The sequence below is a fragment of the Corynebacterium sp. KPL4072 genome, assembly GCF_037908395.1.
GTDB lineage: Bacteria > Actinomycetota > Actinomycetes > Mycobacteriales > Mycobacteriaceae > Corynebacterium > Corynebacterium kefirresidentii.
This window is the reverse complement of the sequence record NZ_JBBMGE010000004.1, coordinates 138,726-159,378: the sequence shown is the minus strand read 5'-3', so window position 1 is coordinate 159,378 and position 20,653 is coordinate 138,726. Positions and strand designations below refer to the sequence as shown.

19 protein-coding genes are annotated in these 20,653 nt (G+C 56.3%); 5 read left to right on the top strand and 14 right to left on the bottom strand.

Going from position 1 to position 20,653, the window contains the following annotated elements; all coding sequences use genetic code 11:
* Nucleotides 1–43 precede the first annotated feature (43 nt).
* Entirely contained in the window at nt 44–1,183 is a 1,140-nt protein-coding gene (locus WMP97_RS05740) for an alpha/beta hydrolase family esterase (protein ID WP_232212591.1), read from the bottom strand.
* Nucleotides 1,184–1,283: 100 nt separating this feature from the next.
* On the opposite strand from WMP97_RS05740, the gene WMP97_RS05735 reads away from it, so the two are divergent.
* Nucleotides 1,284–2,387: an isochorismate synthase gene (locus WMP97_RS05735; protein ID WP_023021695.1), complete on the top strand. Its 1,104-nt coding sequence runs from the start codon at nt 1,284–1,286 to the stop codon at nt 2,385–2,387.
* Here the strand turns inward: WMP97_RS05735 and WMP97_RS05730 are convergent.
* From WMP97_RS05730 to WMP97_RS05690, 9 genes are all read right to left on the bottom strand, one after another.
* Nucleotides 2,384–2,905, bottom strand: coding sequence for a class I SAM-dependent methyltransferase (locus WMP97_RS05730; RefSeq protein WP_051138344.1), 522 nt, complete (start codon nt 2,903–2,905; stop codon nt 2,384–2,386). The genes WMP97_RS05735 and WMP97_RS05730 overlap by 4 nt on opposite strands.
* Nucleotides 2,906–2,951: 46 nt before the next feature.
* Nucleotides 2,952–3,761 (bottom strand): fumarylacetoacetate hydrolase family protein, encoded by an 810-nt coding sequence (locus tag WMP97_RS05725; RefSeq protein ID WP_340440004.1) that lies wholly within the window; start codon nt 3,759–3,761, stop codon nt 2,952–2,954.
* A 183-nt stretch (nt 3,762–3,944) separates the two neighbouring features.
* Nucleotides 3,945–4,964, bottom strand: coding sequence for a 3-isopropylmalate dehydrogenase (locus WMP97_RS05720; protein ID WP_239205640.1), 1,020 nt, complete (start codon nt 4,962–4,964; stop codon nt 3,945–3,947).
* 120 nt (nt 4,965–5,084) lie between these two features.
* Entirely contained in the window at nt 5,085–6,671 is a 1,587-nt protein-coding gene (serA, locus tag WMP97_RS05715) for a phosphoglycerate dehydrogenase (RefSeq protein WP_316331101.1), read from the bottom strand.
* A gap of 63 nt (nt 6,672–6,734) precedes the next feature.
* Nucleotides 6,735–7,535 (bottom strand): hypothetical protein, encoded by an 801-nt coding sequence (locus WMP97_RS05710; protein WP_239208429.1) that lies wholly within the window; start codon nt 7,533–7,535, stop codon nt 6,735–6,737.
* Between the two features lie 94 nt (nt 7,536–7,629).
* Nucleotides 7,630–9,420: a GmrSD restriction endonuclease domain-containing protein gene (locus WMP97_RS05705; RefSeq protein ID WP_239205646.1), complete on the bottom strand. Its 1,791-nt coding sequence runs from the start codon at nt 9,418–9,420 to the stop codon at nt 7,630–7,632.
* Between the two features lie 113 nt (nt 9,421–9,533).
* Nucleotides 9,534–10,547: a ketol-acid reductoisomerase gene (gene ilvC, locus WMP97_RS05700; RefSeq protein WP_340440003.1), complete on the bottom strand. Its 1,014-nt coding sequence runs from the start codon at nt 10,545–10,547 to the stop codon at nt 9,534–9,536.
* 100 nt (nt 10,548–10,647) lie between these two features.
* The gene (ilvN, locus tag WMP97_RS05695; protein WP_340440002.1) at nt 10,648–11,166 is read right to left on the bottom strand and encodes an acetolactate synthase small subunit; all 519 of its coding nucleotides are present in this window, start codon (nt 11,164–11,166) and stop codon (nt 10,648–10,650) included.
* A 2-nt stretch (nt 11,167–11,168) separates the two neighbouring features.
* Complete coding sequence (locus WMP97_RS05690; RefSeq protein WP_248098887.1) at nt 11,169–13,019, bottom strand: acetolactate synthase large subunit; 1,851 nt, start codon at nt 13,017–13,019, stop codon at nt 11,169–11,171.
* A gap of 306 nt (nt 13,020–13,325) precedes the next feature.
* On the opposite strand from WMP97_RS05690, the gene WMP97_RS05685 reads away from it, so the two are divergent.
* The 3 genes from WMP97_RS05685 to WMP97_RS05675 all read left to right on the top strand — a co-directional run bounded on the left by WMP97_RS05685 (nt 13,326) and on the right by WMP97_RS05675 (nt 17,127).
* The gene (locus WMP97_RS05685; RefSeq protein WP_340440001.1) at nt 13,326–13,868 is read left to right on the top strand and encodes a PH domain-containing protein; all 543 of its coding nucleotides are present in this window, start codon (nt 13,326–13,328) and stop codon (nt 13,866–13,868) included.
* Nucleotides 13,869–13,921: 53 nt separating this feature from the next.
* Entirely contained in the window at nt 13,922–15,775 is a 1,854-nt protein-coding gene (gene ilvD, locus WMP97_RS05680; protein ID WP_340440000.1) for a dihydroxy-acid dehydratase, read from the top strand.
* 77 nt (nt 15,776–15,852) lie between these two features.
* Nucleotides 15,853–17,127, top strand: a complete 1,275-nt coding sequence (locus WMP97_RS05675) for a glycosyltransferase family 87 protein (protein ID WP_340439999.1) — start codon at nt 15,853–15,855, stop codon at nt 17,125–17,127.
* On the opposite strand, the gene WMP97_RS05670 is transcribed toward WMP97_RS05675, so the two are convergent.
* From WMP97_RS05670 to WMP97_RS05655, 4 genes are all read right to left on the bottom strand, one after another.
* Nucleotides 17,102–17,416 carry a transcriptional regulator gene (locus WMP97_RS05670; RefSeq protein ID WP_200287647.1) on the bottom strand — a complete coding sequence of 105 codons (315 nt, stop codon included), beginning with the start codon at nt 17,414–17,416 and terminating at the stop codon, nt 17,102–17,104. The two genes, WMP97_RS05675 and WMP97_RS05670, sit on opposite strands and share 26 nt — an antisense overlap.
* A complete protein-coding gene (locus WMP97_RS05665; protein ID WP_239205658.1) occupies nt 17,409–17,873 on the bottom strand; it encodes a hypothetical protein in 465 nt (154 codons plus the stop codon). The genes WMP97_RS05670 and WMP97_RS05665 overlap by 8 nt, the downstream gene beginning before the upstream one ends.
* A gap of 126 nt (nt 17,874–17,999) precedes the next feature.
* Nucleotides 18,000–18,947, bottom strand: a complete 948-nt coding sequence (locus WMP97_RS05660) for a DoxX family protein (RefSeq protein WP_340439998.1) — start codon at nt 18,945–18,947, stop codon at nt 18,000–18,002.
* Between the two features lie 69 nt (nt 18,948–19,016).
* Nucleotides 19,017–19,889, bottom strand: a complete 873-nt coding sequence (locus WMP97_RS05655; protein WP_239205662.1) for a LysR family transcriptional regulator ArgP — start codon at nt 19,887–19,889, stop codon at nt 19,017–19,019.
* A gap of 70 nt (nt 19,890–19,959) precedes the next feature.
* On the opposite strand from WMP97_RS05655, the gene WMP97_RS05650 reads away from it, so the two are divergent.
* A complete protein-coding gene (locus tag WMP97_RS05650) occupies nt 19,960–20,652 on the top strand; it encodes a LysE/ArgO family amino acid transporter (RefSeq protein WP_239205664.1) in 693 nt (230 codons plus the stop codon).
* Nucleotide 20,653 lies beyond the last annotated feature (1 nt).

The window sequence follows — 20,653 nt, the reverse complement described above, 5'->3', positions numbered from 1 at the left end:
GGATCTCTCCTCTGGGCCTCATCCGTGGCTAAGAGCCGCTGTTTTATACCCTGGTCTTGGACGAGAGGAAGTCCCAGACCACCTTTGGAGTATCTGGCTGCCAGAACCAGGTGTGGTCCTGCGGAACCTTGACCAGCTGTACGTCCTTCTGGCAACCATTGAAGTTCAGGCGTTCGGAACCGCCAGCCTCTGGAGTCGCCTGGAAGGTCATGTCGCATCGATTGCGTTTCAGGTAGCCGCCAAGCACCGTGCGCACCGGTAAGTAGCCAGCCTCGTGCCGGTCACCGCCTTCATAGGTCATCATCTTGTCATTGACGCCATGCATGATGAGGGTATTCATCGGCGCATCGGCACAGTTAACCTCGACCGGGTTATAAAAAGCACCCGAGACCATGGCTACAGCGGCGAAGGTATCTTGGGCGTGGCAGCCCAGCACTGAGGTAAAGCCGCCGCCATTGGACATACCCATGGCGTACACGCGGTTGCGGTCAACGTGGTAGTCTTTGTCCACAGAGTCAAGAATGCGTTTGATGAAGCGGATGTCCTCACCATCGCGCGTCTTGGCATAAGGTGCTGCCTCCCAAGCACGCTCAAAACCCTCCGGGTAGACGATGATTGCCTCGTTATTGGCTTCAGTGGTCTGCATGCGTGCGTAGCTGGAATAGTTTTCCGGGGAATCTCCCCATCCACCGAAGCCGAAAAGTACAGGCGCAGCCTTTTCCGGCGAATAGTTATTGGGAATGCGCAATAGATACCTGCGGGTCTTTCCCTCGTGCTCCATAGTGAGCGACTGTATGGAGCCCGGCTTAAATGGCGGGTTGGGGTTGATGCTGGTATCTACCATCGCTGGCCGCGGTGCCGGCTCCGGAAGTGATGATCCCTCAGGAGCAGGTGCCGGGTTGTTTTGGTCAGCACCTTTATCTGCTGGTGCCGGGGTGGATTCTTTCACGCCTTCTGGAACGAGGTGGGATCCATCTGGCTGCGGAATAACTGGCTTCGCGTTTTCGGGTGCCGGGCCCGGTGCTGGTGCCGGTGCTGGCTGTGGTGCGTTTGCTGGGGCCGGCGCAGGTGCAGGCGCTTCTTGCGCGTGGGCAGGAGACACGCTCAGCAGCGCCCCGCTAGCCAGCACACCAACAACAATCAGGTAAAGGAAATAGCGAAGAAAATTAGTAACATTAGCCACAAGGTTAAAACTAACCACATTTTTCACTAGAGACACTGTTTACACGCCCAGTGCACACTCAATTCTGTAAGAAAAGCCCAAGGCATTAAGCTATATTTTCATGCACGAAGACAGACCAAGCACCGCCCCCGATTTTTTGCTCTCACGGGCAACGGGGTCTGTCCGTACCCAAGGGGCGCGCCACACTTTTAATGACGCCGATGCGGCAATTTCCGCTCTCCGCAGCAAGGATGTAGAGATGGTCGTCGGTGCGATCCCCTTCGATTCGGACACCCCCGCGGCACTAACCGTACCGGAGGCCATCATCCGCGAAGAGGGCCCGCTGGAACCGCACGCTTATTATCGCAACCAGAGTTTAAGCTCCCGCGTAGTTGGCTTCGATCCAGAGCCTGAGGAACACCTTCGCCGCGTGGAGGCAGCCATCGGCACGATTGAAACCTCCAAACTAGAAAAGGTAGTTCTAGCCCGCGCGGTAGACATCGAATTCCCTGAAGCCATCGATCCGCGCCTCGTGGCGGCGCGCCTTATCGATCTCTCCGCCAACCGTGACGGGTTCATTGCTGATCTCTCTCCCGCTGGAAGGCCGGGCGCGATGCTTGTCGGCTCCTCCCCGGAGGTTCTAGTCAAGCGTCAAGGCTCGACTGTGTCAGCCTTTCCCTTGGCGGGTTCGTCTCCGCGCCGCGCCTTGGCGGCCGAGGATCACCTCGCAGGACAGGACCTCTTGCATTCTTCCAAGGATCTCCACGAACACGCTTTTGTGGTCGACCACCTGCGCCGGGCGCTCACCCCATTGTGCGAGCGACTAGATATTCCGGACGTCCCACAACTGATAAGCACAAATGAAATGTGGCACCTTGGCACGCCGATTTCCGGAACGCTCAAGGATAAAGACTTGACTGCGCTCGAGCTTGCCCTAGCGGTCCATCCCACACCGGCTATCTGTGGCACCCCGGCCGAAGCCGCCCAAGCCCTTATTGAGACTGCGGAGACTGACCGTGGTTTCTATGCCGGCGCGGTCGGCTGGTGCGATAGTTCAGGTGACGGCGAATATATGGTAGCCATTCGCTGCGCAGAGGTTGCCGGCGATGGACTCTCCGCACGCGCTTGGGCTGGTGGAGGCATCGTCGGCGATTCTGATGCCCAAGCGGAGTTGGAAGAAACCACCGCTAAGCTGCGCACCATTTTGAAGGCGCTAAGCCTCTAGCCCACGCGCTTGGCGACGAGCACGACGTCGGTGCGGTGGTGCGCACCTGCACTTTCAGCCAAGTGGCGCTCCCGGCGGGCTAGGGTGACAGTTTCCAATTCGCGCAGGTTGTGCGCCAACCATTCCGGCATCGCCAGTTCTGTGGACTCCATATCGTGGTGAACAAAAAGCAGTGTTCCCCCTGGAGCTACCAAGTGCTCAAGCTTTTCGACCTCTTCCGACGTTGCGCGTATCCCACCGTAGTGGACGCTTACCAAGTCAAAGGGCTCATGGCTAAAGCCACTAAACATAGCAACCTGTGCGGCAACGCCGAGGGCGCGAGTGCGGGCTACGGCCGTCGGGGCGAAGTCAATGCCCAACACATCCCAGCCGTGGTTTTTAAGCCAGAGCGCGTCCGCACCTTCTCCACACCCAACATCGAGGGCCGTGCCAGGCGCGAGCTCCGCAGCATAATCGACAAGGGTGGAGTTCGGTTTTCCCGACCATACTTGATCAGTGCTGCGGTACCGCTCCTCCATTTCCGCGGGAGTGGGAACGTAGGGGCGATGCTCGCTCTGGTGGGAGTTATGCACGGTCGATGGAATTGCGTAGGGTTCCCAGGCCTGGGATCTCGATTTCGATGGTATCCCCCGGGACCATCGGAGCGGTGCCGGCCGGTGAACCAGTAGTAATGACATCGCCGGGAAGCAAGGTATAGGCGGCGGAAATCTCTTCCAAGATGCCGCCCATCTTCACAATCATCTGGTCCGTATTGGAATCCTGCTTTTGTTCACGAGAGCCCTCGTGCGTCAGGTAGGCATTAATCTTCTGGTCATCCAGATTCAAGCTATCCAGATCCGTCTCAATCCATGGGCCGAGCGGGCAGAAAGTGTCGATCCCCTTGGCACGAGCCCATTGTCCGTCCTTGAACTGCAGGTCACGGGAGGAAACATCATTGCAAATGGTGTAGCCCAGTACGTGGTCTTGCCAGTTCTTGGCCTTGATATTCTTCGACGGTTTGGAAATGACTACGGCAAGCTCGCCCTCAAACTCTACATTGGTGGCATAGTCTGGGATCTTGATCGCGGCATCCGGGCCGATGACCGCGGTGGACGGCTTAATGAAGATGGTGGGCGGCAAGCTATCGGCAGACTTCTTGAAGACTTCCGCAACGTGGTCCGCATAGTTGCGGCCCAGCGCCACAACCTTGGTAGGCAGGGTCGGTGCCAAGAGGCGAACCTCGTTAAGCTTCCACTCGCGCCCGGTTGGCTCCGGCGGAGTGAAAGGCGTGCCAGCAATTTCTTTTGCTACTAGCTCTTGCATCGGGGCGTCTTTCGGCCCATCGATAATGGCGAAACAGATTCCTTCTGGGTGTGCAATTCGTCCTAAACGCATAGCGGTAATCCTACTCAATCGCTCCCTTTACATGTGTGCAAAGGTTACGGTGTTAATTAGTTAATTTGAGTAAATTGCGGTGTTCTTTCAAACGCCATTGCAAGCCCCTGGAAGAGGGGATGAAAGCAACCGTTCAGATCCGGGGGGGCGTCGGCAAGCGCATCGTGCAGGGCAGGTTTGCTCCTATGTAGCTAGGGCGCGCGAAATTCGGTCGCCGACGTCAGTGGTATTCACCGGCCCATCGCCGCGTTGGGCAACGTCTTGCGCCACCGCATCCTCTATCCGTTGCGCATTGGCTTCATCGCCTACGTGTCTAAGGAGCATGGCCGCCGACAAAATAGCAGCCGTCGGATCCGCAATCCCCTTCCCAGCGATATCCGGCGCAGAACCATGGACCGGCTCGAACATCGAGGGATTCGCTCCTGAAGCATCAATATTTCCGGAGGCAGCAAGGCCAATGCCACCCACTACGGCACCGGCAAGATCGGTAAGAATGTCTCCAAAAAGGTTATCGGTGACTATTACGTCATATCGCGCCGGATCCGTAACCATATAAATGGTCGCAGCATCAATATGTTGGTAATCCACCTGAACCTCTGGAAACTCAGCGGCGATGTCATCGACAGTGCGCTGCCACAGCCCACCCGCATTGACCAATACATTGTTTTTGTGCACCAAGGTCAGGTGCTTGCGGCGCTGCTCAGCCCGCGCAAAGGCATCGCGCACTACGCGCTCCACGCCAAAGCGGGTGTTTTGTGATACCTCACTGGCCACCTCATGCTCAGTGCCCTCGCGCAAGGTACCACCGTTTCCGCAGTACAGCCCCTCGGTGCCCTCGCGCACCACCACAAAATCAATGTCTCCAGGATCGGCCAACGGCGAAGAAGCAGTGGGATACAGCTTGGAAGGACGGAGGTTTACGTAGTGATCCAGCGCAAATCGCATCTTGAGCAATAGCCCTCGCTCCAATACGCCTGGAGGCACTTTACCCGGGGCACCAATAGCCCCTAATAAGATGGCATCGTGTTCGCGGAGACTAGCTAAATCCGCATCCGTGAGAAGCTCCCCGTTGCGTAGGTAGCGCCGGGCACCAAGGTCATACTCGGTGGTGTCAATATCGGAGCGAACGGCATGCAGCACCTTGAGAGCCTCAGCCGTTACCTCGGGCCCAATACCATCCCCACCAATTACCGCAAGTTTCATTATGTAGGATTCCTTTCTCATAGAGTGGATTTAACCAACTCTATCAAAAAGGACCCGCGCAGCGCAGGAAGTTACCTGTCACTACGCGGGATATGCTCCACGGATTCTGCACCAGCAGCTTTATGCGTCCATATCCAGCTGTTCACACTGCGCACCTAATGCCGCATTGACCTCAGCAATGAGAGACTCCGGAACCTCGGCTTCCACACGCAGAATAAGAACCGCATCAGATTCCTGCTTGCCATACGTAAGCGCCGCCGCCACGATATTGATTCCAGCAGCACCTAGCTTGGTACCCACCGTTCCCAACGCGCCCGGAGCATCTGCATAGCGGAAGAAAAGATTGCGACCAGTAGCGCGCATATCGACGCCGCGGCCGTTAATACGAATAAACTTCTCAGTTCCATCGATGCCAATAAGCGCACCGGTCAGCGAGGAAGTTTCTCCATCAGCACCGATAACTTTCACCTGCAAGGAGGAGCGGTGCCCCTTGGATTCCGCGTTGGTAGATACCTCCACCTCTACCCCACGGCTCTGCGCAATCTGCATGGCATTAACAAATGTCACCGGCTCCGATGTCACGCCACTAAACAGACCCCGGACAGCAGAAAGACCTAAAACTTCTACATCCTCGGTAGACAGCTCACCGCAAGCTTCTACTTCAACGGCAACGGGTGCCTGCCCCAGCAGACGTCCAGCCGTAAGTCCTAGCTTGCGCGCGAGATCCAGCCAGCCAGCAACTTCTTCTCCTACAGCACCACCGGAGACATTTACCGCATCCGGGACAAACTCACCAGCGAGAGCCTTGAGCACCGAAGCCGCCACATCGGTTCCTGCTCGGTCCTGGGCCTCTACAGTGGAGGCTCCCAAGTGTGGGGAAACGGTGACCTGCGGCAGCTTAAAGAGCGGAGAATCAGTACATGGTTCCGTAGCAAAGACATCGAAACCCGCGCCCCGGTGATGGCCCTGTTCGATAGACTCAGCCAAGGCCTCCTCATCCACCAATCCGCCGCGAGCCGCATTAATGAGAATCTGCCCCTTCTTCGCCTTATCCAAAAGCTCCTTATCAAACATTCCGGCAGTCTCTGGGGTCTTCGGAAGGTGAATGGTCACAAAATCGGAACGAGACATGAGCTCTTCCAATTCGACCAGTTCCACGCCCAGTGCCGCCGCACGAGCCGGGTTGGCATAGGGGTCGTGGGCAATGATGGTCGTTTCAAAAGACTTCAGACGCTGTGCGAAGAGCTGACCAATGTGTCCAAAACCAACAATACCGATGGTCTTTCCATATACCTCCACGCCCTTGAAAGAAGAACGCTTCCATTCCCCCTCGCGCAGCGACTGGTCGGCTGCTGGTACCTGACGCGCCGTCGCCAAGAGCAATGCAATGGCCTGTTCGCACGCCGAGTGAATATTAGACGTAGGTGCATTTACCACCATGACGCCCTTTTCCGTGGCCGCCGGAATATCAACGTTATCTAGGCCCACTCCTGCGCGGCCCACAATTTTTAGCTTTGGAGCTGCTTCTAAAACCTCTGCATCAACAGTAGTTGCAGAACGCACCAGCAAAGCCTCTGCATCCGGAACTGCGGCGAGCAACTCCGCACGGTTTGGACCGTCCACCCAACGAACCTCAACTGAATCCCCCAAGGCCGTAACTGTGGATTGAGCTAATTTATCGGCAATAAGGACTACCGGCTTCGACATATCTTCCTTCGCTTAAGTGTGATGCGGTGCACGCGGAATTCCCGCGTGTCAAGGAAGTGTAGTTCAGGAAGGAGCGCCCTGCTTGATTTTTGCCTTAAATTCTTTCACTCGACCGAATTCCGGTCCAAGGGCTACTAAGGCACCATCTTCAAGGCCTGCAACAGCGGCCATGCTGTGCTTATCCTCCAATGGATCAACAGTCGGCACTACCAACACCTTGCCGCCATAGGCTGCCGCCGTAATGACGTTCGCGATGGGACTATCTTTTGTCGCGATGATATTCGGCGCCATCTGGGCATCCCTGCGGGACTGTGCTGGGACAGGTTTCTTCTTTTTCCCATCAGCCTCAGGTTCGCCTTCATACGGCACCCATGCGGGCCGCAGCTCCACTTGGGGAGTCTTGTCCAATCGCGCAATATCTTTGACCATTTGCTCTGGGGAAGCTACCACCTTGGAGCCGTATTGGAATGCCGTAAACTCTCCCAGCGCTTTGTGCGTACCTGGATCCTTAATCACCTCGAAGTCCCCAGATGTTTGTGTCCACGGCACATCGCCGACAATCACCAAGCGTCGTACTCCCAGGTCCGTGAGTAGCTTATGGATTTCCAATCGCCTAGCGTCGTCATACTGCACCGCAGGCAAATGCTGGTTTACCGCCAACGTTGCTGCACGCAGAATAGATTTATCATCCGCGGTAAAAAGGACGAGCGAATCGGAATCTTCAAAAAATAGGCGGCTAGCCTCGATGCCTATGGGGTCATTGACAATGACGAATCTGCCGTCAAATTTCGGGTCAATCAGCCGGTTTTGGTTCTCCGCTTTGGCCTTATTGAGGTCAATTTCAGACTCATCCAAATCAGACAATCCCCGCCTGACCAGTTTGGTTTCAGTAACTGGCGTGCCACAGGCAGCTAATGCGAGCGATGCGACAAGCACTGTGGCAGTCAGGCGCACAGAATTAGCGATCAAAAGCTTGCGGGCCTTCCTCTCCACCAAACAGGTTTGCTTCATCCACATCACGGATGACAGGTTTACCTAAAGCATATTCCACGATGTCAAGGAACCGTTGACGACGGTCTGCTAGGAATTCTCGCGGCTGTGACGCCCGCAGGTAATTCAAATTCATATCGTGGGACGCTAGTACCTCATCAAATTGCCTGTCTTCCATGATGGACTTGGACTGAACGCGCGGCAGGTAGCGATCGGGAGCGAAGCCATCGAGTACTACCTCAGTTCGCTTGCCCATTGGGGTGTAGTTCATCACGGACTCCGCCAAAACGGGGTCCACTCCGTGGCGCTTGCACCAATTCAGCGGGAACACCGGGAAAAAGCCCGGCTTAAGCTCTTCAAATGTGCGCCTATTAAACGCCTTTCCTGTGCGCCAATCCTTTGCGCCGCGCGCCATAAGGAGGGCATAGAGACCATGCCATACACCGTCATTATCATCCACAGAGAGCAAACGGGATTCCCGGAAGGTGGCATCGGTGACAGTCTTCGGGGCCTCATCCGTTGCGCCCGCTACCCACTCGGTGACCTCATCCACGTCGCGAGCGGCGCGCAGCTGCACTGCAGACGAGCCATAAAGCTCGCCGAAGACGCCGCACCAGAACCATTGGTTCATGCGGTCCCACGATTGCTGGGTAGACAGCGCTCCCCCGCGTTTAGCCAGGCGGGCAATGATGACGGCTAGAGGAACAATCTGTTCATTAAACGGAACCTGATCCGTATTAAGGATGCATCGTTCCGCCAAAAACTCAGATACCTCACGGAAAGTAATGCGTAAATCATTGGCCGCCGCCTTATACTCCGTTAGGGACAGCTTTAAGATGTCCTCGCGCTGCCCACCAGCACGGCCCTTTTCTCCGGAGACTAAAAGCGATACTGCAGAAAGAAATTCTGTGCGCCCAATTCCGTCCAAAGCTGGGGACTTACGCAGATCCTTTTCCACTTCTTGCCAATCAGTGGCCAGGTGGAAAGTGGGATCCTCGGAAGCAAATACTGCGGTAAGTAGATCGAATACGTCCATTTGCAGGCCTGCCGAATTTGCCTGCGCGAAAATCGACCCGATGCCGGCTCGCTCTGTTTCTCGGGAAAGCCGAATCATCGGCAGGTCATAGCCGGACAATGGTCTAACGATGCGGTTATTAAACGCTGCTAGTTCCGCGCTGTATTCCTGTTTGGTCGCTGCAAGCTCAAAGAGCATGCCAACGCCATCTTCACTCAATAGTGAAGCAACAGGAATGCACATATTCTCTAGGGCGTCTTCCCGCGAAAGAATGTCCCCCTCAATCGTCGGTGCGAAGTGCGATCGAATTTTTCCTTTGTGATCGACTGCAAAGATGGCGTCATCCGGCATAATCTCGCCCCGCACGGCAGCTCGAATATCAATGAAGAAACGGCGATGAATTTTCTTCTTGCGGAAGTCAGTTGTGTCTACAAAGCCCTCGCCGTTGAAGCAGTGATACAGCGTGGTCAAACGCTGCTGTCCATCTAAAAGGAGCAAGCCGGGGTCGACGCCGGTATCCGGCGCGCCGGCGAGGGCGCGGGGGCGAAAGCGCATCTTTTCGTTTCGAGTATCAAGTGCCATAAGCGCCCCGATGGGATAGCCGCGCAGCACAGAAACAATGAGTGAACGGATGCGATCTTCGTCCCAGGCATAGCTGCGTTGGAAATCAGGTAGCTGGATGTCCCCGCGATTAATCCGTGCAAAGAGGTCTTTGAGATCATAACTTGGCGTCGTAAAGCCCATGCCCGACATCCTACCCCCAAGGATTAATTCTTTCCTGCCGATAATTCAGAAAAACCCACGGTGAACACCCCTAATTCACCGTGGGTTTGGCGCTATTCGCGCGGCCTTATGTGCTAGGCCGTAGCATCCAGTGGGTTCTTGACCCAGCTCATCAAATCGCGCAGCTTAGCGCCGGTCTTTTCAATCTCGTGCTTTGCAAATTCCTCGCGCAGGTCCTCCAATTCCTTGTTGCCGCCTTCAATATTGGCCAGCAGGCGCTTGGTGAAGGTGCCGTCCTGGATATCGGACAAGATGTCTTTCATGCGCTGCTTGGTATCGGCATTGATAACGCGAGGACCGGAAATGTAGCCGCCAAACTCTGCGGTATCAGATACCGAGTAGTTCATGTTGGCGACGCCGCCTTCAAACATCAGGTCCACAATCAGCTTCATCTCATGCAGAACCTCAAAGTAGGCCGTTTCTGGCTCGTATCCAGCCTCAGTCAGAACTTCAAAGCCGGTACGAATCAGGTATTCGACACCGCCGCACAAGACAGCCTGCTCTCCGAAGAGGTCAGTAACCGTCTCTGCTTCAAAGGTAGTTGGGATAACGCCGGCACGCGCACCACCGATGGCTGCGGCATAGGACAAGGTCAAATCATGGCCTTCACCCTTCGGATCCTGCTCAGTAGCAATGAGGCACGGAACTCCCTTGCCATCTACAAACTGTCGGCGAACCAAGTGACCAGGCCCCTTAGGAGCAACCATTCCAACGGTGACATTGGCCTGCGGCTCAATCAGCTTGAAGTGAATATTCAAACCGTGACCAAACAGCAGTGCATTGCCATCTTCCAGGTTAGGGGCGATTTCCTCTTCAAAGATCTGCTTCTGAGAGGTATCTGGCGCCAGCAGCATAATGACGTCCGCCCACTTAGCAGCCTCTGCCACGGTCTTAACCTCAAAGCCTGCTTCCTCCGCCTTGTCCGCCGACTTGGAACCCTCGCGCAGGCCGATAACAACCTCAACGCCGGAGTCACGCAGGTTTTGCGAGTGTGCATGACCTTGGGAACCGTAGCCGATGACGGCTACCTTGCGGTTTTGAATGATGGACAGATCCGCATCATCGTCATAAAAGGTCTCAATTGCCATGTCCTAATCCTCAATTCTGTAGTGATTGATAGTTCAATGAATCAACGTCCCACCCACCATTGTATCAGAGTGTGGGATTTAATGCCCACCTAGTGAGACATTAATTTCGGGGTGGAGCCAATGCTTTGGGCCCACGCCCTAAGGCCACGTCACCCGACTGCACCAGCTCGAGTACACCAAAAGGTTCTAATACATCCAGTAGCGCCGCCAGCTTTCCCGGGGCACCAGTCGCTTCTACTACCACGGATTCTTGCGCCACATCTACCACGCGAGCGCGGAAGATATTGACGGCATCGACAACCTGGGGCCGGTTGGTATTATTTGCAGCCACCTTGACCATCATCAGAGCTCGCGCCACGGTTGCGTCAGCCTCAAGCTCAACTATCTTGATGACCGGAACAATTTTATTGAGCTGCTTAGTTACCTGCTCCATAATTGTCTCGGATGCATCAACCACGATAGTCAGCCGGTTGATACCCGGATTTTCCGTTTGGGCGGAAACCAAGGAAATGATGCTATAACCGCGCCGCGAAAACATTCCGGTCACCCGCGACAGGATTCCCTCTACGTCTTCCACCAGGACCGACAAAGTATGCCGGGAAACGTCAGTGGGTGCCATGCCTACACCTCCTGGATGGTCTCGTCGATATCGGCAGGACTTTCTGCTGCCGATTCAGTTTCATCGAATAGCGGGCGCAAACCGCGGGCGTATTGAATCTCTTCGTTGGACGCCCCACCGCCAATCATCGGCCACACCTGGGCATCTTCTCCAACGATGAAGTCAATAACCACAGGGCGGTCGTTGATTGCGCGGGCCCGTTCAATCGCTGGCACCACTTCTTCCTCGCAGGTGACCCGGATGGCTTCACACCCCAGCGCTTCTGCCAAGCGGACAAAGTCCGGGGTATAGACATCACGCTCTCGCAGCTTTGTATGGGAGTAGTTCTCATTAAAGAACAAGTTTTGCCACTGGCGGACCATGCCTAGGTTGCCATTGTTAATAACGGCAACCTTGAATGGAAAGCCCTCCAAAGCTGCGGTGGTTAGCTCCTGATTGGTCATCTGGAAGCAGCCATCACCGTCAATCGCCCATACCTCTTTATCTGGGCATGCTGCTTTAGCGCCAAGGGCTGCCGGTACCGCGTAGCCCATGGTTCCAGCCCCGCCGGAGTTAATCCAGGAACGCGGCTGTTCAAAGTCAATAAACTGTGCCGACCACATCTGGTGCTGCCCCACTCCGGCACAATAAATTGCCTCGGGGCCTACGGTTTCACTGAGCTTCTCCAAGACAAATTGAGGATTTAGCTGCCCATCCGGAGTGGGATCATAACCACGGGGAAACCGCTCTTTGAGTCCGTCAAGGTAGTCCCGCCATGGACCTGTCTGCGGCAGATCCAGAGAGGAGTTTTTACGGTATTCCTTTAAAAGTCCCGCTAGTACTTTTTGCGCATCACCCACGATAGGCACGTCCACCTCGCGGATTTTGCCGATTTCAGCAGGATCGATATCCGCATGAATCACCTGAGCCTCAGGGGCAAAGGTTGAGGTATCCCCAGTTACTCGATCATCGAAGCGCGCGCCGATGGCAATGAGCAGATCCGCACGCTGCATCGCCGCGACCGCCGGAACGGTGCCGTGCATGCCCGGCATGCCCATATGCAGCGGATGAGACTCCGGAAAGGACCCCAAGGCCGTAAGTGTGGTCACGACTGGAATTCCGGTAAACTCCGCAAACGCACGCAGCTCCCGTGCCGCCTCCGCCTTGATGACACCACCTCCGGCATAAATAACCGGCTTTTCTGCTTGCGCGATGAGTTCAACCGCTTGCGCGATTTGACGGTGGTGTGGCTTGGTCGTTGGCTTATATCCGGGCAAATCGAATTCGGTTGGGAAAGAGTAGTCCAAGTGGCCATTTTGAACGTCTTTCGGAATATCCACTAGGACCGGTCCTGGGCGCCCTGTAGAAGCCAAATGGAATGCTGCAGCAATAGCAGCGGGAATCTGGCTAGGCTCCGTCACGATGTAGTTGTGCTTGGTGATCGGCATTGTCACACCACGGATATCGGCCTCCTGGAAGGCATCGGTTCCCAAAAGATTGCTTCCCACTTGGCCGGTGATAGCGACGATGGGGACGGAGTCCAGGTTGGCGTCGGCAAGCGCTGTCACCAAGTTAGTCGCACCCGGCCCCGAGGTGGCAATGCACACCCCCACCTTGCCAGAAGCCTGCGCATAGCCTTCCGCAGCATGTCCAGCTCCCTGTTCATGACGGGTGAGCACATGCCGCAGCTTGGTCGAGGTATGCAAAGCATCGTAGAGCGGAAGCACGGCACCGCCTGGAATGCCGAAGACAAGATCGGTTCCCAAATCTTCAAGAGTGCGGACAATGGCGTGGGCACCACTCATCCGCTCCGGAGCGTGGGCGCGTGAGGCTGCAGCCACCGAAGCGGGCGTGGGCGAAGTTGTCGTAACCACGGTTAATGTGCTCCTTGGATTGCTCTAATACTGGTCGTGATCATCATCGTTAACGCCTTTAGATATGAACAAAGCCCCCGCGGGCTGGTGTGTCTGCGGGGGCGAAAAGCGTCGACGTCATGAGCGCCGCGGTCACCGCCGCATTGGTACTACCTGAAGTCGAATAATGATCATGAGCATGACTATACACCGATAGGTATTACACTTCTGCCTATTACCCCCATTTGGGATCGGTTTCCCACATGGTGAGACATACCTGAAAATAGGTTAGCCCTCACCCACCTCTGTGAATTAGGCTTGCACACTATGACTCCACCACCTAAGGACAATAAACCTCATCAGTCCACCACCCAGGCAGAGGTTTTCAAGCCATCCCGTGACCACATCTTGGGCATCCTTATCCTGTCCACCATTGCGCTATTGAGCATTGGGTGGGCCCCCAAATACCTCGCATGGCTGTTTATCATCCCCGCCCTTGGGCTGTGGTGGGTCATAAAATCCCGCACCAAGGTCTCCGAATCCGGGATCGACATTTCCTATGCTTTCCGGAAAAAGGTCCAGATCCCTTGGGGCGATTTTTCCGGTATCGGGTTCCAACGCTCCCGCGCCTTTGCTCGTACGAGAAGCGGCGCGGAGCACAACCTGCCCGGTATCACCTTTAACTCGCTCCCACGCCTTTCGGAGGCCTCCCGCGGCCGCATCCCGGACGCCCTTACCCAGGGCCGTGAAGCGGCAGATGAAAAGGTGGTTATCGTCCACCGCGACGGCCAGCAAGTCCTGCTCAGCAAAGAAGAGTATGCGGACTACCTTGAGCGCCACCCCGAGCTCAAGCCCTCGGCCGAAAACTAAATACGCCACCGACGCTCCCCCCACATCCCTTGAAGGAATGGTGACTTTAAACCATGTTCCCGCTGCGCTCAAAAGTAACTACCGTCGGCCGCCAGGCCTCTGGCGCCCGGGCCCTGTGGCGCGCAACCGGCACCAAGGAAAATGACTTTGGTAAACCGATCGTGGCCATCGCCAACTCCTATACCCAATTCGTCCCCGGCCACGTGCACCTCAAAAACGTCGGCGATATTGTCGCCGATGCCGTACGTGAGGCCGGCGGAGTGCCCAAGGAATTCAACACCATCGCAGTCGATGATGGCATTGCCATGGGCCATAGCGGCATGCTGTACTCGCTTCCCTCCCGCGAAATCATCTCCGATTCCATCGAGTACATGGCCAATGCCCACACTGCCGACGCCCTGGTATGCATCTCCAACTGCGATAAAATCACCCCCGGCATGCTCAATGCTGCCCTGCGCTTGAATATCCCCACCATCTTTGTCTCTGGTGGGCCAATGGAGGCAGGAAAGGCGGTCGTTGTAGATGGCGTAGCCCACGCCCCAACCGACCTCATTACGGCCATTACGGCCTCCGCCAATGATGAGGTCTCGGATGAAGGACTAACCCAGGTCGAAGCATCTGCCTGCCCCACCTGTGGTTCCTGCTCCGGCATGTTTACCGCCAACTCTATGAACTGCCTGACCGAGGCCCTCGGCCTTGCACTGCCCGGCAACGGTACCACCTTGGCCACCCACACGGCCCGCCGCGGCCTATTCAAAAAGGCCGGCACCACCATCGTCGATATGTGCCGTCGCTATTACGGCGAAGAAGACGAATCCGTACTGCCGCGCAATATCGCTACCAAGGAAGCTTTCACTAACGCCATGGCCCTAGACATGGCCATGGGTGGCTCCACCAATACCATCCTGCACACCTTGGCGGCCGCGCAGGAAGGCGAGGTGGACTTCACCCTGGATGACATCAACGACATCTCCTACCGCGTACCCTGCCTGTCCAAGGTAGCGCCCAACGGGACCTACCACATTGAAGATGTTCACCGCGCCGGCGGCATTCCCGCCATCTTGGGCGAGCTTCGCCGCGCCGGGCACCTCAACCTCAAGGTACATACAGCGCTATATGACAACGCCGAACAGTGGCTCGATGACTGGGATATCCGCAACCCTCACGCCACCGATGAGGCCCGCGAACTCTACTACGCCGCCCCCGGCGGCGTGCGCACCACGGAGCCCTTCTCCCAATCCAACCGCTGGGACGAGCTCGATACCGACGCCGCCAATGGCTGCATCCACGACGCCGAGCATGCCTTTTCTTCCGATGGTGGCCTCGTTGTCCTGCGCGGCAACCTCGCTCCCGACGGGGCCATCGTCAAGGCAGCGGGCGTCGAAGAGGAGCTGTGGACCTTCTCCGGCCCTGCACGAGTCGTAGAGTCCCAGGAGGAAGCGGTATCTATCATCCTCAATAAGGAGGTTCAGCCGGGCGATGTCGTGGTCATCCGCTATGAAGGCCCGGCCGGTGGCCCTGGCATGCAAGAGATGCTCCACCCGACTTCCTTCCTCAAGGGCGCCGGTTTGGGCAAGGCATGTGCCTTGATTACCGACGGCCGCTTCTCCGGCGGTACTTCCGGCCTATCCATTGGCCACATCTCCCCCGAGGCTGCTCACCAAGGACTTATCGGGCTCATCGAAAACGGCGACACCATCTCTATTAATATCCACGAGCGCGAGCTCACCCTAGACGTGGATGAGGAAGTACTGAAGCGCCGCCGCGCCGCCCAAGAACAGCGCGAATCCCCTTGGACCCCAGTAAGCCGCAACCGCCCGATCACTAAGGCACTGCGTGCATATGCGGCAATGGCAACCTCAGCTGACCGCGGCGCGGTTCGCGTGGTTGACGGTTATGTGAATTAGCAGGAGATAGCTGCTAAATTGCTGTGCTTCGGTGGGGTGCGCGCCTTTTGCCTGCAAATCACATAAGATATCCTGCGATGAAATTCGCGCGTACCCCGTTATTCCGCTATGCCTTGGCCTTACTGGGGCTCATTCTTGGCGCTCGGAAGATCGTCCAAGATATCCACATTACGGACTTCCCCATCGATATGGTGGTCTACCGCGAAGGCGTCAAGGCCTTCCTTGAACACCGCTCTGTCTACAGCGAACCCATGCTGGCCGGCGATATTCAATTGCCCTTCATTTATCCACCCTTTGGCGCGCTGGTCATGGTTCCGCTAACGGCCTTCGACGGTATTGACCACGACATGGCAGGCGACATCATGGTCATTCTCTCTGACCTGCTCGTTCTCGTTTGCCTTTACTTTGTCTTCAAGGCCGTGCTGAAAAATCCGGAGTTCCTCCTGCCCGTCGCCGCCATTACTTGGGCAATTGTATTGCGCTTTGAGCCGGTTGACCTCAATAACGGCTTTGCCCAAATCAATATCGTGGTCATGACGCTCGTTGTCCTCGACCTCGTTCCGCGCCGGCGCTTCCTACCGCAAGGAATCCTGATCGGTCTGGCGGCCGCCATCAAAATAACCCCTCTGGCCATGCTGCTTTACTTCCTCGTGCGCAAGGAGTGGAAGCAGATTGCCACAGCGCTCCTTTCCGCTGTTGCGGCCACCCTCCTTGCCGCAGCCTTCCGCTGGGACGCGTTCGTGGAGTTCTTCAGTTCCAAATTGCTCGATATGGGCTCTGGCGGCGACTTCGGCGTGGGGACTGATTACCAGTCCAATAGCTCTATCAAGGGCGCCATTCAGCGCATGTATTCTTCTTCGGAGGCCATGGACGCTAATGGTCTGGCTATCAACATCGCGTGGATCGCCGCCTCCCTCGTGGTCATTGCATTCGCAGCGTGGCTTATTAAGCGCCTGTGCGAGGAGCATTTGCTTGTCGACGCCCAAATGGTCACCGCCCTCACTCTCCTCCTCATCTCCCCCGTTTCCTGGTCACACCACTGGGTCTGGCTCACGCTCATCATCCCAGTCTTTCTTTACCGCGCCTGGAGCTGGCTTTCTACGGGATGGGCCGCGGGCAGCCTTCTTACCGTTCTCGTTGCCTGGGCAGGCATGCTTCTGACTGTTCCACCCAAATGGTGGTGGGGCGACCAAGTCGATGTCCACGCCATGGAGCGCTACCAGAAGTTCTGGGTGGATGACTTCGTGTGGCTAACCATACTGACCGTCGCACTTTTCGTAGCCGCTTTCTATGCATCCCAGCGCAATAACCGGAACGCGAATACCGCTACTCCTGTCCCGCTAGCGTCTTAAGCGCTGCAAGGTGCGAATCGAATGCGGCCTTACCTTTAGTTGTGAGCATTACCCATACCGTGTCCTTGCCACGTGAGGATCCATACTCACGAAAGCGACTGACATACCCCTCTTTTTCCAGTGCGCTTAGCTGCTTAGACAGCGTGGCATCGGATTGATTCACCTTGTCCCGGATCGCCGCAAAGCGCATCTCCTTATTAATGGCACCTTCCACTGCCCCGGCAGCATTAAGTACCGCACAAATCTTAAATCGGTTAAGCGGGTGAATTACTGGATCAAGCTCACTCATCACCGCTCGCCTGCTTGTCGTCTCTATGGCCACGCGTGGACATATCCATTGCTCCCGAATTGAGAGCCCAAAACACACCCACGCCCCACAGCGTGAATACGGTGGCCGCAATCACCATGTGCCCTTCGAGAAAGGTCTGGAAAAACGTAGGGGCAAACATTAGAAAAAATCCGAGATAGTATTTCCAGTCCGGCTGCGGCTGGTCAAAAGGATTTTGTCTATAGCCTGCACGTACGTCACGCTTTTTAGCGCCTACCCAAAGGCCTACACCCACGCAGGCAACTATGACTCCGAGAGATAACCATAGCGGCATACCTTCCCCAAATTGGCTCAGGCCAAACCACAGTCCTGCTAACGCCGCAGCAAACAATACATTAAGCGCGGTCTTCCGCCCTGCGCTCTGGTCTTGCTCCATTTCTTCATTAAATGCCAGTGCCTCGTGCACGCTGTCTTCCATAGTTGTCGATTCCTTTCACTCTTGACTCTCCGTTGTTTTCCACTTTAGAAAGTATCATACTTTCCACTCGAGAAAGCAAGGGGCAAAGAAAATCCGCCGCGTGCGCGACGGATAATCTATTGGCGATTAGTTCAGCGGATTAACTCCCGCACCGAAGAACCAGAGTGCAACGAGAATCGCTACGCCGATAAGCACAAAGACCCAGGAGGTGCCCAGCGGGCGGCGTGCCCAGGAGCGCTTGAAGTCTAGGGAAATAAAGCCCGGGCCAGTAAACTGCAGGCCCACAGCGATAACGAAGAGGACCAAAGAAAGCCAGACGGAATCTGGCCAGCTAAAGACGTCCAAGCCGGCGCCGGCCTGCGCTAGTTCATGCACAGCGCTAAAGCCGGTCACTACCAATCCGAGCATGGCAGCCAGAGGCGTAATGAGACCCAGCAACAGGAATACACCAGCGATAAGCTGCATGGTCGGAACCGCAATGGATAGTGCGGTATCCCAGGCATAGTTAGCAAAGTCGCCCTCTAGACCGGACAAGCCCTGACTATCACCGAGCTCGAAAAAGGTCTTTGCACCGGCAATGATTAGGTAGGCGCTCAGTGCGATGCGAATGAAAAGCAGACCAAAGTCGATAGTGCCGCGGCGACCGTAGCGGTGATATCCTTCTTTTTCTTCTTGTTCCGCCTGCAGGCGGGCCTCGCGCTCCTCTGCGGTTTCAGTGCTGAGGGTGCTTTCCGCGGGGGTGTCGGCAGTAGCAAGTGCCGATTCCTCCTCGGCACTGCCCGGCGTGGCTTCCTCCGGTTGCGCGAATGCTACGGTCTCCTCGCTGGCGCCACTTTGCTGACGCGCGGCTTCATTCGCGCTGGAGTAGGACATAACCTCGGTTTCAGGGTGGTCCTGCTGCCTTTGGGAAGGCTTGATCTCCTGCGGCTCGGCGCGGCCGGCGCGCTCAAAAAGGCCCGGCTTCGAGTTCTTCTCGCTGGAAACGGAATCTTTGCTCGCGGGCTTGGCGTTGTAGGTAGGCACGTCCATATCCTCATCTAACGGTGTGGCTTTATCCGGCTGTTTATCGCTCATAGCTCCAATTTAAGGCACGGGCCTGCGCTTTTGTGGTACCCGCCACGGCGCGCCGTTGCAGCAAACTGACTAGAGTGCTTCCAAGCCGCTTGCGGCCTCAATCACCGAACGCGTAAGTTCACCCAAAACCTCCGATTCCAAACGCCAACGCTGCCAATAAAGGTCGATATCGAGCGGGGAGTCATCGAGAAGCACCAGCTCCTTAGTCTCCAAAAGCGGCAGTGCCTGGGCCTGGGGCAGCAATCCCCATCCTAGGCCGACGCGAACGGCCTCTAGGTAGCCCTCAGAGGAAGGAATCTGCGACACCCGGGCACGCACCACGGCCGAGTCAATAAAGCGCTCGCGCATCGCATCATCCAATACCTGATCGTTAGGCCCGTACCCCACCAAGGGCACAGTTTCCCAGGTCAGCCTACCGCTATGAAAGCTATCTGCAATATGCGGCGCCGCCACTGGGTAATAGCGCATAGTGCCCAAAAAGCTCGACTCGCAGCCCGAAACCGGCGTAGCTTCCCTCGTTACTGCACCCAGCACATCGCCACGCCGCAACATGGCTAAGGTGCGTGCTTCATCCTCAATCCGGATGCGCAAAGCTACGTCGCCCCGCCGTGCGGTATCGCTCAGGACCTTTGTAAACCATGTCGCCAGGGAATCCGAGTTCACGGCCACAGACAGCGGGACCCGGGCCAGGCGATGGCCTAGGCGGGCATCCGTTTCTGCCTGCACTAACGCCATGCGGCGGGCGGACTGGACAAGGATCTCGCCCGCTTCCGTGGCGGTTACCGGGGTGGCACGGCGAAGGAGTACTCGTCCGGTGCTCGACTCCAAGGCCTTGATACGCTGGCTCACCGCAGACGGCGATATACCGAGCACGGCCGCGGCAACGTCAAAGCTGCCTTCGTCCACGATCGCAAGCAAGGTTTCTAGGTGCACCGGGTTCATGAAGCTATTCTAAACCAACTGAAGAAGCATTAACTGGACTAATCCAACCTAAGAATTCACACTAGAAGGCATGTCCATCGTGCTTGCTGGTTTCTTTCTGGGATTATCGCTCATCGTGGCCGTCGGCCCGCAAAATGCCATGCTGCTTAAATTCGGCATCCGCCGCGACCATATTGGCCTCATCATTGCAGTCTGCGCGCTTTCCGACGTCATCCTGATTACCTCCGGCACAGCCGGCGTGGGCTACCTGGTAGAAAAGTTTCCCAACGCCCTGCAAGTCCTGAAATACGTTGGCGCGGCTTACCTGGCCTATTTTACTTTTACCTGCTTCCGCGATGCGTTAAAGACCAAGGGCGAGGCCATTGAGGTCGAATCCACACAGCCTAAGGTCCCGCAGGAAGTAGCCACCTTCGATGGTTCCACCTCACACAGCACGACGAAGACTAAAACTCGGGTGGAGATAAAGCGCTCCCCCTCCTGGGTTAAGCCACTATTGACCGCCCTGGCCTTAACGTGGCTGAACCCAGGCGCCTACGTAGACGTGGTGGTCATGCTTGGCAGCATCGCCAACCAATACGGCGAATCAGGGCGCTGGCTCTTCGCCGTGGGTGCTATCTGCGCCAGCTTCACTTGGTTCCCCTTCATCGGCTTTGGCGCCGCACGCTTTTCCCACGTGTTGTCCCGACCCACGGTATGGCGCTGGATCAACTTCGGTATCGGCGTCATCATGATTGGCCTAACGCTCAAGTTGCTCCTGCTCTAGG